The 13,250-nt window shown below is 70.6% G+C and carries 12 protein-coding genes and 1 pseudogene; 5 read left to right on the forward strand and 8 right to left on the reverse strand.

From position 1 onward, the window contains the following. The first annotated feature begins 13 nt into the window (after positions 1–13). Positions 14–1,381 (forward strand): cation:dicarboxylate symporter family transporter, encoded by a 1,368-nt coding sequence (locus tag MUY22_RS45250; protein ID WP_247054081.1) that lies wholly within the window; start codon positions 14–16, stop codon positions 1,379–1,381. Between the two features lie 203 nt (positions 1,382–1,584). On the opposite strand, the gene MUY22_RS45255 is transcribed toward MUY22_RS45250, so the two are convergent. Then, positions 1,585–1,986 carry a helix-turn-helix domain-containing protein gene (locus MUY22_RS45255; protein ID WP_247054083.1) on the reverse strand — a complete coding sequence of 134 codons (402 nt, stop codon included), beginning with the start codon at positions 1,984–1,986 and terminating at the stop codon, positions 1,585–1,587. 105 nt (positions 1,987–2,091) lie between these two features. Here MUY22_RS45255 and MUY22_RS45260 point away from each other — a divergent pair. Continuing rightward, positions 2,092–3,511 (forward strand): annotated as a pseudogene (locus MUY22_RS45260) (DHA2 family efflux MFS transporter permease subunit). 44 nt (positions 3,512–3,555) lie between these two features. Here the strand turns inward: MUY22_RS45260 and MUY22_RS45265 are convergent. The 4 genes from MUY22_RS45265 to MUY22_RS45280 form a co-directional block, all read right to left on the reverse strand. Beyond that, a complete protein-coding gene (locus tag MUY22_RS45265) occupies positions 3,556–3,996 on the reverse strand; it encodes an SRPBCC family protein (protein WP_247054085.1) in 441 nt (146 codons plus the stop codon). 7 nt (positions 3,997–4,003) lie between these two features. Then, on the reverse strand, positions 4,004–4,726 hold the full coding sequence (locus MUY22_RS45270; protein ID WP_247054088.1) for an anti-sigma factor: 723 nt from the start codon (positions 4,724–4,726) through the stop codon (positions 4,004–4,006). Next, on the reverse strand, positions 4,723–5,277 hold the full coding sequence (locus MUY22_RS45275; RefSeq protein ID WP_247064425.1) for a sigma-70 family RNA polymerase sigma factor: 555 nt from the start codon (positions 5,275–5,277) through the stop codon (positions 4,723–4,725). The genes MUY22_RS45270 and MUY22_RS45275 overlap by 4 nt, the downstream gene beginning before the upstream one ends. A 144-nt stretch (positions 5,278–5,421) precedes the next feature. After that, entirely contained in the window at positions 5,422–5,925 is a 504-nt protein-coding gene (locus MUY22_RS45280) for a hypothetical protein (protein ID WP_247064427.1), read from the reverse strand. A gap of 220 nt (positions 5,926–6,145) precedes the next feature. On the opposite strand from MUY22_RS45280, the gene MUY22_RS45285 reads away from it, so the two are divergent. Beyond that, positions 6,146–6,751, forward strand: coding sequence for a fibronectin type III domain-containing protein (locus MUY22_RS45285; RefSeq protein WP_247054090.1), 606 nt, complete (start codon positions 6,146–6,148; stop codon positions 6,749–6,751). A gap of 13 nt (positions 6,752–6,764) precedes the next feature. On the opposite strand, the gene uvrA is transcribed toward MUY22_RS45285, so the two are convergent. Both uvrA and MUY22_RS45295 read right to left on the reverse strand, forming a co-directional pair. Further along, on the reverse strand, positions 6,765–9,626 hold the full coding sequence (gene uvrA / locus MUY22_RS45290) for an excinuclease ABC subunit UvrA (protein WP_247054092.1): 2,862 nt from the start codon (positions 9,624–9,626) through the stop codon (positions 6,765–6,767). Positions 9,627–9,700: 74 nt separating this feature from the next. Next, on the reverse strand, positions 9,701–10,948 hold the full coding sequence (locus MUY22_RS45295; protein ID WP_247054095.1) for an acyltransferase: 1,248 nt from the start codon (positions 10,946–10,948) through the stop codon (positions 9,701–9,703). Between the two features lie 128 nt (positions 10,949–11,076). Between MUY22_RS45295 and MUY22_RS45300 the strand changes: the two genes are divergently transcribed. Together MUY22_RS45300 and MUY22_RS45305 are read left to right on the forward strand one after the other, a co-directional pair. Then, on the forward strand, positions 11,077–11,754 hold the full coding sequence (locus MUY22_RS45300; protein ID WP_247054097.1) for an MBL fold metallo-hydrolase: 678 nt from the start codon (positions 11,077–11,079) through the stop codon (positions 11,752–11,754). Between the two features lie 193 nt (positions 11,755–11,947). Next, on the forward strand, positions 11,948–12,436 hold the full coding sequence (locus MUY22_RS45305) for a hypothetical protein (protein WP_247054099.1): 489 nt from the start codon (positions 11,948–11,950) through the stop codon (positions 12,434–12,436). An 18-nt stretch (positions 12,437–12,454) separates the two neighbouring features. Here MUY22_RS45305 and MUY22_RS45310 read toward each other — a convergent pair whose 3' ends face one another. Next, entirely contained in the window at positions 12,455–13,234 is a 780-nt protein-coding gene (locus MUY22_RS45310) for a DUF1684 domain-containing protein (RefSeq protein ID WP_247054101.1), read from the reverse strand. Between the last annotated feature and the right edge of the window lie 16 nt (positions 13,235–13,250).

Consider the following 13,250-nt stretch of genomic DNA (forward strand, 5'->3'; position numbering starts at 1 on the left):
GCTGGAGGCAACGGTGCCGACCCCACCGACAACCGAGGAGACCCCGCGCAAGCGGGACAAGACCCACTACCTGTACCTGGCCGTGATCGTCGCCGTGGCCCTCGGGATCCTGGTGGGTTTCCTCTTCCCCGGCTTCGCCAAGGGCCTCAAGCCCCTCGGTGACGGCTTCGTCAACCTGATCAAGATGATGATCACACCGATCATCTTCTGCACCATCGTCATCGGCGTCGGCTCCGTCGCGAAAGCGGCCAAGGTCGGCAAAGTCGGACTGATGGCCCTGTTCTACTTCATCATCATGTCGACCTTCGCCCTGGCGATCGGCCTGGTCGTCGGCAACATCCTGCACCCTGGCACCGGCCTGCACCTCAACCCGGCCGACGTGAAGAGCGTCCAGAAGTCCGCCACCGGCGCCGAAGGCCCGGTCGACTTCCTGCTCGGCATCATCCCCAAGACCTTTGTCTCCGCTTTCACCGACGGCGAAGTGCTGCAGGCCCTGCTGGTCGCGCTGTTCGTCGGGTTCGCACTGCAGAAGCTGGGCCCCAAGGGCGCCCCGATCCTGCGCGGCATCGAGCACATCCAGCGTCTCGTGTTCCGCGTCCTGTCCATGATCATGTGGGCCGCCCCGATCGGCGCGTTCGGCGCCATCGCCGCCGTCGTCGGCGCGACCGGCTGGGCCGCGTTGAAGAGCCTCGCCGTGATCATGATCGGCTTCTACGCCACCTGCCTGATCTTCGTGTTCGTGATCCTCGGGATCGTGCTGTGGCTCGGCGCCCGCGTGTTCATCTGGAACCTGCTGCGCTACCTCGGCCGCGAGTTCCTGCTGATCCTCTCGACGTCGTCCTCGGAGTCGGCGCTGCCGCGCCTGATCGCGAAGATGGAACACGTCGGCGTCAGCAAGTCGGTCGTCGGCATCACGGTGCCGACCGGCTACTCGTTCAACCTGGACGGCACCGCGATCTACCTGACCATGGCGACGCTGTTCATCGCCGCCGCGCAGGACGAGCCGCTCTCGATCGGTTCGCAGATCGGCCTGCTGGCGTTCATGATCATCGCGTCGAAGGGCGCGGCGGGCGTCAGTGGCTCGGGCATCGCGACGCTGGCGTCCGGCCTGCAGTCGCACCGGCCGGAACTGGTCAACGGCGTCGGCTTCATCCTCGGCATCGACCGGTTCATGTCGGAGGCCCGCGCGCTGACGAACTTCGCCGGCAACGCCGTCGCGACCGTCCTCATCGGAAACTGGACGAAGGAGTTCGACCGGGAGAAGGCCGAGCGGGTCTTCGCCGGGCAGGAACCCTTCGACGAGGCGACCATGCTCGACGACCACAGCCACGCGGCCGCCACCGACGACCTGGACGACGCGGCCAAGCAACCCGCGAAGTAACCCCACCACGTTCGTGCTCACGCCCCCGCTGAGCACGAGCCACGCGGGCCGCGGTGCGAGTTCCCCGACTTCGCACCGCGGCCCGTTTCCACGTCTTCAGGTCGGCACTTTCGGCGAGAAAGCTGCGCCCGAGGGCCCCGAGGCGTAGCTTTCCCCAGGAAAGATGCATCGCTTCACGCGAACTTCACACAGGCGGCGGCCTGTCAGCAGGCCGCGTGGCCGTCGTAGACGACGCGGGCGGCGGCGATCGACTCGCGGTGCCGCTCCGCCCAGCCGAGCAGGCCGGTCAGCGACTGGTACAGCTCCTTCGCCATCGGCGTGGCCTCGTACTCCACGCGCGGCGGGACCGTCGGGTAGACCGTGCGCACCAGCAGGCCGTCACGCTCCAGGTTGCGCAGGGTCAGCGTCAGCATCCGGCGGCTGATGCCCTCGACCGCGCGCTCCAGCTCGGTGAACCGCACCGGGCCGCGCATGGCCTCCAGCAGGATGCCGATCGGCCACTTCCCGCTGACCCGGTTGATGACCTCGAGCAGCGTGCAGGCCTCGAGTTTCTCCGGGTCCACCTCCGCTGCCTGGACAGGTACATCGATGTTCCCCTGGGACATGGAAGTGCCTCCTTCACGGCGCACCCATGGTCACACATGATGGGCACTGTTACAAGAAGTGCCCTGGAGACGACCAGGGGAAACGCTCGACTGGAGGGGCCTGCCATGGCCGAGAACCATCCCACCCGATCCCGCGGCCTCGCGTTGGCGGTGCTGTGCGCCGCGTCGCTGATGGTCGTGCTCGACAGCAGCATCGTCGCGGTGGCGCTGCCCGCGATCCAGGCCGACCTCGGCTTCACGGCCGCCGGGCTCGCCTGGGTCGTCACCGCCTACCTGGTTGCCTTCGGCGGCCTGCTCCTGCTCTCCGGCCGGCTCGGCGACCTGCTCGGCCGCCGCCGGGTCTTCCTCGGCGGCCTGGGCCTGTTCACGGCGGCGTCGCTGGCCGCCGGCCTCGCCGACAGCGCGGCCGTCCCTGGTCGTGTCGCGGTTCGTGCAGGGCGTCGGCGGCGCGCTGGCGTCGGCCGTGGTGCTCGGGATGATCGTCACGATGTACCCGGAGCCGCGGGCCCGGGCGAAGGCGATCGGCGTCTACAGCTTCACGCAGGCCGCGGGCGCGTCGATCGGGCTCATCGCGGGCGGCGCGCTGACCCAGGCGCTGAGCTGGCACTGGACGTTCTACGTCAACCTGCCGATCGGCGCCGTCGCGCTGGTGCTGGCCGTCCGGGTGGTCGAGGCGGACCGCGGCAGCGGCCTGCGGGCGGGCCTGGACGCGCTCGGCGCCGTCCTGGTCACCGCCGCTGTGATGCTCGGCGTCTACGGGATCACGGGCTACAACCGGATCGCCCTGGGTGCCGCCGTCGTCCTGCTCGCCGGATTCGTGGTGCGGCAGGCGAAGGCGCGCACGCCGCTGCTGCCGTTGCGGCTGTTCCGCAGCCGCGCGGTCACCGGCGCCAACCTGGTGATGGTCCTGATGGTCGCCGGGATGCTCGGCTTCCAGTTCGTCACCGCGCTGTACCTGCAGCAGGTGCTGGGCCTCGACGCGCTGCGCACCGGCGTCGCGTTCCTGCCGGTGCCGGTGGTGATCGCGATCGCGTCGCTCGGTTTCGCGGGCAAGCTCGCGGAGCGGTTCGGGCCGCGCACGGTGCTGCTGTCCGGCCTGGGCCTGGTGATCGCCGGCCTGCTGCTGCTCACCCGGGTTTCGGTGCGGGGTGCCTACTTCACCGACGTCCTGCCGCCGTTGCTGGTGATGGGTCTCGGCGCCGGCGTGGCGATCCCCGCGTTGATGGGCCTGGCGATGTCGGGTGCCGCGCCGGCGGACTCGGGAGTGGCGTCCGGGCTGATCAACACCACGCAGCAGGTGGGTGCGGCGATCGGCACCGCGGTACTGGCCACGGTGGCCGCGTCGCGCACGGCGAGCCTGGGCTCGGTGGACCACCGCGAGGCGCTGGCGTCGGGTTTCCGGCTGGCCTACGGCACGAGCGCGGGGTTCCTGATCGCGGCGATCGCGCTCGGGGCGGCGGTGCTGGCCCGACGTCCACACCGGAGCGCCACCGAGCCGGAGGTGTGCGTCGCCGGTTCCGCGTGAGCGGGGCGACGACCCGGGTTCTCCCGGCCGGGTCGTCGCCCCGCTCACGCGAGGTAGGTGCTCAAGCCCCGGTGACCCCGGCGCATCATCAGCGCGTGGTTCACGCGGAAGAGTGGCCGGGCCACCGTGCCGAACCGCCGCAGCAACGCCTTGCGCGCGTGGACGTCCTGGGTGATCTCCAGCAGCGTCCCCGCGCCCGTCGCGCGAACGGTGCCGGCCAGCACCCCTTCGAGGTCTCCGCTGAGCCTGACCCGCATCAGGCCCGCCCGCTCGTCCTGGTGGTCGCGGTGCATCCGGACGACCAGCCGGAACGGGAGCCGCGAACGGCAGACCAGTTCGGCGGTGTCGTCGTCCACCCGGCGCACCGTGCGGACGTCCGACCACCACCGCGGGTAGCCGGCGAGGTCGGTGACCGCGCCGAACACCCGCTCGGGCGCGGTACCGGGCAGCAGCCAGGAGCTGCTGAACCGGTAGCGCGCGCCCATCACGACCTCACACCTGGGCCGAGACCAGCTTCCGGCCGTCCACCGTGACGATGTCGACCGACTTCACGTCGTCGGGCGCGACCAGCGCGGACCCATCGAGCGAAAAGCCCTGGCTCTCCCACTTCTCGGACACTTTCCAGCTGCCGGCGGTGACCGCTTGGCCTTCCTTGGTCACGACCTGCAGCAGGCACTGTTCCCCGGCCTTGACGCCTTTGACGGCGACGTTGACCTTGACCCAGCCCGCGAAGGGCGCCACCGACGCGGCCAGCTGCACGCCGGTCGTCGGATCCCGCCCTTCGACGCTCTTCGTCCCCGCCGGGGTGTCCGGGGGGAACGCCGGCGCCGCGATGCTCGAGTCGGACGTCTGCCGCCCGACCAGGATCCCGCCGCCGAGTGCGGCCACGACCAGCACCGCCGCCGCGACCAGGGCCAGGCCCCGCCGGGACGCCGGCCGCGACGCGGTCCGCGCCGGTGCCGCCGTCTCCTCTTCGCGCACCCGCCGGAGGGTCTTCTGCAGCAGCAGCTCCCCGCCTTCGGGCGGCCCGTCGAGGAACGCCTCGGGCGGCACCTCGTCGAGCGACTCGCGCAACGCCACGAGCTCGTTCAGGTCGAACCTGCACTGGGCGCAGGTTTGCAGGTGCCGTCGTTCGAAGTCGGCCGCCTCCGCCGGGTCGAGCGCCCCGAGGGCGTACGCGCCGAGCTGCGTATGACTTTCGTCCACCGCGTTCACCGCGCCACCTCCGTTCCGCTTCCCGAGATCATCGAGGCTCTGAGAGCCCTGAGTGCGTAGTACGACCTTGATTTCACGGTACCCGGTGCGACGCCCAGTGTTCTCGCCGCTTCGGCCACCGTCCGTCCCCGGTAGTAGATCTCCACCAGGACCTCTCGATGTTCGTTGGACAACCCGTCCATCGCACCGAGCACCGTCATCGAGTCGACCACGCCCTGGGCGTGATCGCGCTCGACGGACGGCGTGGGCACGCCTTCGGCCGGTTCGGCCACTTCCTGTGGCCGTGCCGCCCGGGCTCGCGCCCGGTCGGTGACCAGGTTGCGCGCGACGGTCAGCAACCAGCCGCGCACCGAGCCCTTCCCGTCGTTCTGCAGGTCGTCTGCGTGTTTCCACGCCCGTACCAGCGTCTCCTGGACCACGTCCTCGGCTGCCGCACGATCACCGGTCAGCCTCGTCGCGTAGGCCAGCAGGCTCCGCCCGTGTTCGGCGTAAAGCTGCCGAATCAGGTCTTCGCCTTTGGCCTTCTTCGGCCGCCTGCCTCCGATCGCCACCCTCGTCCTCCCGACGGTGTTCTGAGTCGGCGAGGACAGTACTGCAACCCGCAGCGCCACCGGCGGTGCGTGGGTCGAGCGCAGCGCGACCATGGTGTTCATCGGCTGCCCGTCCTTCCTCGTTCTGCCCGGAAACCGTCGGTATCAGTAGCCGGAGCCGCCGGCCGCGGCCGGCGCGGTGATCTTGCTGCCGTCCGGGGCGACGGCGAACCAGGTGCCGTTGACGCCCTGGCCGTTCGCCTGCCCCGGTGCCTTGTCGCCCGAGAACTCGTACAGTGGCCAGCCGTTCAGCGTGAGCTGCTTGCTGCCGTCCTTGCGGTCCAGCGTGCCGACCTGGGTGTCCTGGATGCCCTTGAGCATCGGCGGGGCCTCCCCGGCGAGCACCGGGGGCCAGGTGGCCGCGCACTGAGCGTCGCAGGTGGACGTCGGCGGCTGCGACATGTCCTTGTCGAACCGGTACAGCGTCTTGTCGGAGGCGTCCGTGACGACCGCGCCGACTCCCGCCACCGTGGCGGCGGCCAGCATCACGTGCCCGGGCTGGCCGTGTTCCGGCCCCACGGCTCCCGATGCCATGTCGCCGCAGGCCGACAGCGGGGCCACGACAGCGAATGCGGCAGCGCAGACGACGGCCGTCCGGATACGGTTCATCACGTTCTTCTCCTCGGTGAGGGCGGCACCGCCGTCCAGCGGACCTCGACATCCCAGACACGGACGCCCGGCCGAAACGGTTCAGGGGGGATTCGCGCGGGTTCGGTGCCGGTTCACGGACGGATTGGTGTGTCCCGGTGATCGGCACGGTCTTGTCGCCGTGCGGGCGGGTTCCTAGGCTGGGTACCGTTCCGCCGCCCCCGTCGTCCCGGGAGCCGCCGTGTCCGCGAAACCGCTAGTCCTGGTGGTGCTCCTGGCCGCGGGCTGCGCCGCGGCACCCGCCCCCGCCCCGCCGCCGCTCACCGCGACCCTGACGTCCCCCACCGACGTGGTGCTGGCGTGGCCCGACGACGACGCGGGCCACCGCGTCGAGTACGCGAACGACCCCGCCGGGCCGTGGACGACGCTCGAGTTCCTGCCGCCGCACACGACGAGCTACCACCACCCGGACCTGATCCCGGAGACGCCGTTCTACTACCGGGAGCAGCCGTTCACCGGCCCGGTGTCGGTGGAGACGACCGTGGGCGCGCCGACGAAGCTCTCGAAGGGCGGCACCGGGCCGGCGCACCTGCGCCTGGTGGACGCCGGGGACGGCACGCTGACGGTCTCGTGGACCGACATGTCACCCGACGAAGCCGGGTTCCTGCTGGAGATCCGCCGCCCGGGCGAGAAGGACTTCTCGCCGGTCGAGGTGACGGACCCGGACACGTCCGTGTGCGCCCTGTCCCTCCTGCCGGGGGAACAGGGATCGTCGTACCGGGTCCGTGCGCTCTTCTACGGGCCGCTCTCGCCGGTGGTCCACCAGACCACCGGCAAGGAGCGGTGACGCGCTACCCGGCCTACTCGGCCGTGAGGACGTGGCGCAGGAACTCGCCGGTGTAGCTGGTCTCGACCCCGGCCACGTGCTCGGGCGTGCCCTCGGCGATCACCGTGCCACCGCCGTTGCCGCCCTCCGGGCCCATGTCGATGATCCAGTCGGACGTCTTGATCACGTCGAGGTTGTGCTCGATCACGATCACCGAGTTGCCCTTGTCGACCAGCCCGTTGATCACGCCGATGAGCTTGTTGATGTCCTCGAAGTGCAGGCCGGTGGTCGGCTCGTCGAGGATGTAGACCGTCTTGCCGGTCGAGCGCTTCTGCAGCTCGCTCGCGAGCTTCACGCGCTGCGCCTCGCCACCGGAGAGCGTCGGCGCCGGCTGGCCGAGCCGGACGTAGCCGAGGCCGACGTCGACCAGGGTCTGCAGGTGCCGGTGGATCGCCTTGATCGGCTCGAAGAACTCCGCCGCCTCTTCGATCGGCATGTCGAGCACGTCCGAGACGGTCTTGCCCTTGTAGTGCACCTCGAGGGTCTCGCGGTTGTACCGCGCGCCCTTGCAGACCTCGCACGGGACGTAGACGTCCGGCAGGAAGTTCATCTCGATCTTGATCGTGCCGTCGCCGGCGCAGGCCTCGCAGCGGCCGCCCTTGACGTTGAACGAGAACCGGCCCTGCTGGTAGCCGCGCACCTTCGCCTCGGTGGTCGCCGAGAACAGCTTGCGGACGTGGTCCCAGACACCGGTGTAGGTGGCCGGGTTGGACCGCGGGGTCCGCCCGATCGGCGACTGGTCGACGCGCACCAGCTTGTCGACCTGGGCGAGGCCGTTGATCCGGGTGTGGCGGCCCGGCACCTGGCGGGCGCCGTTGAGCTTGTTCGCCAGCACCGTCGCCAGGATGTCGTTCACCAGCGTCGACTTGCCCGAACCGGAGACCCCGGTGACCGAGACGAGGCAGCCGAGCGGGAACGAGACGTCCAGCCCGCGCAGGTTGTGCTCGCGCGCGCCGATGACGGTCAGCTGCCGCTTCTTGTCGATCGGCCGCCGGATCGCCGGGACCTCGATCCTGCGGCGCCCGGACAGGTACTGCCCGGTGAGCGAGTCCTTGCTCTTCAGCAGCTTCTTGTACGGTCCACTGTGGACGATGTGGCCGCCGTGCTCGCCGGCGCCCGGGCCGATGTCGACCACCCAGTCGCTGGAGCGGATGGTGTCCTCGTCGTGCTCGACGACGATCAGCGTGTTGCCCAGGTTGCGCAGCCGGGTCAGCGTCTCGATCAGCCGGTGGTTGTCGCGCTGGTGCAGGCCGATCGACGGCTCGTCCAGCACGTACAGCACGCCGACCAGGCCGGAGCCGATCTGCGTGGCGAGCCGGATGCGCTGCGCCTCGCCGCCCGACAGCGTGCCCGACGCGCGGTCGAGCGAGAGGTACGTCAGGCCGACGTCGAGCAGGAACCGCAGGCGGGCCTGGATCTCCTTGAGCACGGCCCCGGCGATCATCGACTCGCGCTGCCCGAGCTCTAGCTCGTCGAGGAACTGCGACGCCTCGGCGATGGAGAGCCCGCAGACCTCGGCGATCGACATGTCACCGCGGGTCTTGTGCTGCAGCGTGACGGCGAGGATCTCCGGCTTGAGCCGGGTGCCCTGGCAGGTCGGGCACGGCACCTCGCGCATGTAGCCCTCGTACCGCTCGCGCATGTACTCGGACTCGGTCTGCTCCTGGCGCCGCTCGAGGAACGGGATGACGCCCTCGAAGCTGGCGTAGTACGACCGCTGGCGGCCGTAGCGGTTCTTGTAGCGGACGTGCACCTGCTCGTCGACGCCGTGCAGCACCGCCTTCTGGGCGCGCGCGGGCAGCTTGCGCCACGCCGTGTCCATCCGGAACCCGATGGTCTCCGACAGCGACTCGAGCAGCCGGACGAAGTAGTCCGCGCTCTGCCCGCCCGCCCACGGCGCGATGGCGCCCTCGGCCAGCGACAGCTCGTCGTCCGGCACCACCAGCTCCGGGTCGACCTCCTTGCGGATGCCGATGCCGGTGCACACCGGGCACGCGCCGTAGGGCGAGTTGAAGGAGAACGAGCGGGGCTCGAGGTCCTCGATGGCCAGCGGGTGGCCGTTCGGGCAGGCCAGGTTCTCGGAGAAGCCGCGGATGCGGTGCGGGTCGTTCTCCGGCAGGTCGACGAACTCGAGCTCGATCAGCCCGTCGGCCAGCCGCAGCGCCGTCTCGACCGAGTCGGTGAGCCGCTGGCGCGAGCTCGACTTCACGCTCAGCCGGTCGATCACCACGCCGATCTGGTGCTTCTCCTGCTTCTTCAGCTTCGGCGGGTCGGTGAGCGGGTGCACCGTGCCGTCGACGACCACGCGCGCGTAGCCCTGCTGCTGCAGGTTCTCGAACAGGTCGACGTACTCGCCCTTGCGGCCGCGCACGACCGGCGCGAGCACCTGGAAGCGGACGCCCTCGTCCATCTCCAGCACCTGGTCGACGATCTGCTGCGGAGTCTGCTTGCTGATCGGCTCACCGCACTTGGGGCAGTGGGCCTTGCCGGCGCGGGCGTAGAGCAGCCGGAGGTAGTCGTAGACCTCGGTGATCGTGCCCACGGTCGAGCGCGGGTTGCGCGAGGTGGACTTCTGGTCGATCGACACCGCGGGCGAGAGGCCCTCGATGAAGTCGACGTCCGGCTTGTCCATCTGCCCCAGGAACTGGCGGGCGTACGCGGACAGCGACTCGACGTACCGGCGCTGCCCCTCGGCGAAGATGGTGTCGAAGGCGAGGCTCGACTTACCGGAGCCGGACAGACCCGTGAACACGATCAGGCTGTCGCGGGGCAGGTCGAGATCCACGCCGCGGAGGTTGTGCTCGCGGGCGCCGCGAACAACGAGGCGATCAGCCACGCCAGGGTCCCTTCAGTGTCATTCTCAGCTGGTTGCCGGCTCGGTCGGAGACTGCACGAGCGGCGGCCTCCATGCTACGAGCCACCACCGACAAAAACCGGCTCCGAGTCCGTGACCTGCGGTTCTTCCGGCTTGCGATGGCGATCCCGGCGAGCGGTGAGCCACCGGTGGACCGGCCGTTCGACGCCCGCGGTGATCGCCCAGCCCGCCAGCACGGCGGCGGCCACGACCGCGGGGAGCCGCAGCCAGCCGGGGACGCCGAGGTTGATCAGGGCGCGCGCCAGGATGTAACCCAGTTCCTGGTGCACCAGATAAAGACCATACGAGATGCCCGCGAGCCAGGTGACGGCCGGGGCGATCCGGCGCAGCCCGGGGAAGCGCCAGTCCGGCCCGCGCGCGGCGAGGCAGACGCCCGCGAGCAGCACGGCGAACCCGATCGTGGACGGCCAGCGCTGGGCGTCCTGCGGCAGTTCGCGGTGGAACGGGAACACCTGCAGGTCCTGCGCCACGCAGGTGGCGAGCACGAACAGCGCGACGTGCCAGTGCGCGAGCCGCTCCTTCGACCACAGCCAGAGGGCGGCGCCGATGGCGAAGACGTGCGCGCGGTGCAGGCCCAGGCCGTAGAAGACGGAGTCGGCGACCTTCTGGTGCGTGGACGGCTCCAGCGACGGCGGGACGATCGCGAACCGGATCACCAGCGGCACCAGGATCAGCGCCCACAGCAGGCCGACGGTCACCCGGTGTGTCCGCCACGCCCGCGGCCACAGCAGCGCCGCGCAGGCGAAGGCCGCGAGCTGCACGGGGAGTGTCCAATAGGAGCCGTCGAGGTAGTAAAACCACTCGAAGCGGTAACCCCATTCGGGGACCATGCCCAGGTTGGCGAGCAGGTCGGCCCAGGTCGGGATGTACCAGGGCGAGGGGTCCGTCGGCAGACCCTGCGGCACGCCGAAGAGGAAGCCGGTCAGGCCCGGCGGGAACGGCAGCCCGCTGAAGCGGATGGCGGCGTACCGCGTCACCAGGTAGGTGACGAGCACCGCGACCAGGTAGGCGGGCACGAGCCGTGCGACCCGGTTCCACAGCCACCGGCCCGGACGGCCTTTGCGGAGGCTCGCGCACACGAAGAACGCGGAGATCACCAGGAGGATCGCCGCCCCGAACTGCGCGGTCACCCGCACGGGGTACCCCGTGAGCTCCGGGTGCAGAAGAGCACCCTGGTGGGTGACATGTCCGAGGATCACCGCGAGGACGGCGAAGACGCGCAGGAGGTCCCAGCTGATCCGGCGTACGCCTCGCACCGGGGTCGGCGTCGGAGTCGTCGGCACGGTCTTCCCTGGGTCGGCACGGGTCGGCGCGGGGTCGGCTTGCGGGGCTCCGGCGAGCCTACGTGGCGAGGTGAGCGCACGCTTGTGCGGGTGGAACCGCTTGCGGTGCCCCGACTACCGTGGGCGGGGTGAACATCGTGGAGACCTACACCGGGCACGTCGACCCGGGCGGCGACGCCTCCCGGCGGACCCTGGACGCGCTGACCATCACCAAGCTGTCCGTCGGCCCGATGGACAACAACGCGTACCTGCTGGTGTGCCGGGAGGAGAACGAAGCCCTGCTCATCGACGCGGCGAGCGACCCCGAGCGCATCTCCGACCTGATCGGCCACGGCCCGGACCGCCCGGCCCTGCGCACGGTCGTCACGACCCACCAGCACCAGGACCACTGGCAGGCCCTGGGCGCGGTGGCGGGCGCGAACGGCTCGAACACCGCGGCGCACCCGCTGGACGCCGAGCCGTTGCCGGTGCCGCCGGACTTCCTGGTGGAGCACGGAGACACGCTCACGGTGGGCAAGGTCACCCTTTCGGTGATCCACCTGCGCGGCCACACACCGGGCTCGATCGCCCTGCTGTACCGCGACCCGGCGGGCCACCCGCACCTGTTCACCGGAGACTCGCTCTTCCCGGGCGGCGTGGGCCGGACGACGTCCCCGGAGGACTTCTCGACACTGGTGGACGACGTGTCGTCCCGGATCTTCGACGAACTGCCGGACGACACGTGGTTCTACCCGGGCCACGGCGACGACTCGACACTGGGCGCGGAGCGCCCGAAGCTCGCCGAATGGCGCGAACGCGGCTGGTGAGGTCCCAGACGCGGTCGTGAAGGGGAAACCGGGTCAGAACCCGGTTTCCCGCTCACGACACGTTCGGAGCAGCCGGATAACGCTTGGGCCGCCGATCCCGGACACCGGGCAACTCCCCGGACGAACCGGGCGTCCCCCGCATGACCCCAGCGCTGGGGCTTCCACCGGTTCGCACCCGCCAGGAGGCCCAACCATGTCCAGACCCGTCAGACGCGCCCTCGTCGCCGTCACCATGGTGCTCGCCGCCGCGGTGACCGCGGCCGCGGCGCCCGCGAACGCCGCCGTGCACAGCGTTCCCACCCTGACCGCCATCCGGACCGGGGCCAACCCCGGGTTCGACCGGATCGTGCTCGACCTCACCGCCGGCGGCGCGCCGAGCGCCAGTTACCAGCTGTTCGACGAGCTCACCGCCGACCCGACCGGGGACGTCGTGTGGCTCACCGGGCAGTACTTCATCAACGTCACCGTGCCGTTCGCCGCCGCGCACGACGACAACGGCGTGCCCACCTACACCGGGCCGCAGAAGTTCCGGACGTGGAACCTGCGCAACGTCATGGCCGTCGCCGTCACCGGGGACTTCGAAGCCCAGCTGACCGTCGGGCTCGGCGTGCGGTCGCGGACGACGGTGAACGTCTTCACGCTCACCGCGCCCAACCGCATCGTGATCGACGTCGCCAGCTGAAACGTGGGGCGGACCCCGTCAGCGCTCGTACGGGGTCTTCTCCCCCGCCTCCACCGCGAAGGCCAGGTGGTTGCCCGCCGGGGGCAGGGGGCACGTCGCGAAGTCCGTGAACGCGCACGGCAGGTTGACCGCGCGGTTGAAGTCGAGGGTCACCGTGCCGTCCGCGGCCGGCGCGCCGACCGGCAGCGACCGGTTGGCCGCGTACGTCGTGACGCCGCTCGTCCCGTCGGTGAACAGGATGCTGAAGCCGCCTTCCCGTCCGTTGAACGCGGTCAGCGTGTGCGACGCGCCGTCGTGCTCGAAGTGGACCAGGCCCGGCGCCGTGTAGACGTGGCTCAGGCCCTCGACCACCGCACCCACCGTGGTCGGCCGCGGCGCGTCGAACGGCTCGAAGCGGCCGGACAGCACCCACGACGGCGACGGCTCGTACGCCGGGACGCCGTGGAAAGCGCGCAGCACCTCGGCCTTCGGGTCGTGCACCCGGATCAGGTATCCCGAGCGGCGGGCCACCTCGATCTCGACGTCGCCGGCCAGCACGCGCGTGCCCGCGCCGCTGTTGACCAGCTCGAAGCGCCGGACGTCCGTGATCGGGGTGCCGTCGTGCTCGAGCGAGGCGCCGGCCGGGTCGACGTACGCCGCGTCGGCGTCCTGCCACCAGCGGCCGGGGATGCCCGGGTACTCGCGCGGGGCGTCGGTCAGCCAGTCCAGCGACACCAGCGCCAGCCAGCCGTGCGGTGCGGCGAGGTCCGACTCGCGCCCGGTCTTCCAGTCCTGCCACTCCTGCGTGAACGTGCTCATCGCTGGGCCCCTTCCC

Source organism: Amycolatopsis sp. WQ 127309 (genome assembly GCF_023023025.1).
Lineage (GTDB): Bacteria > Actinomycetota > Actinomycetes > Mycobacteriales > Pseudonocardiaceae > Amycolatopsis.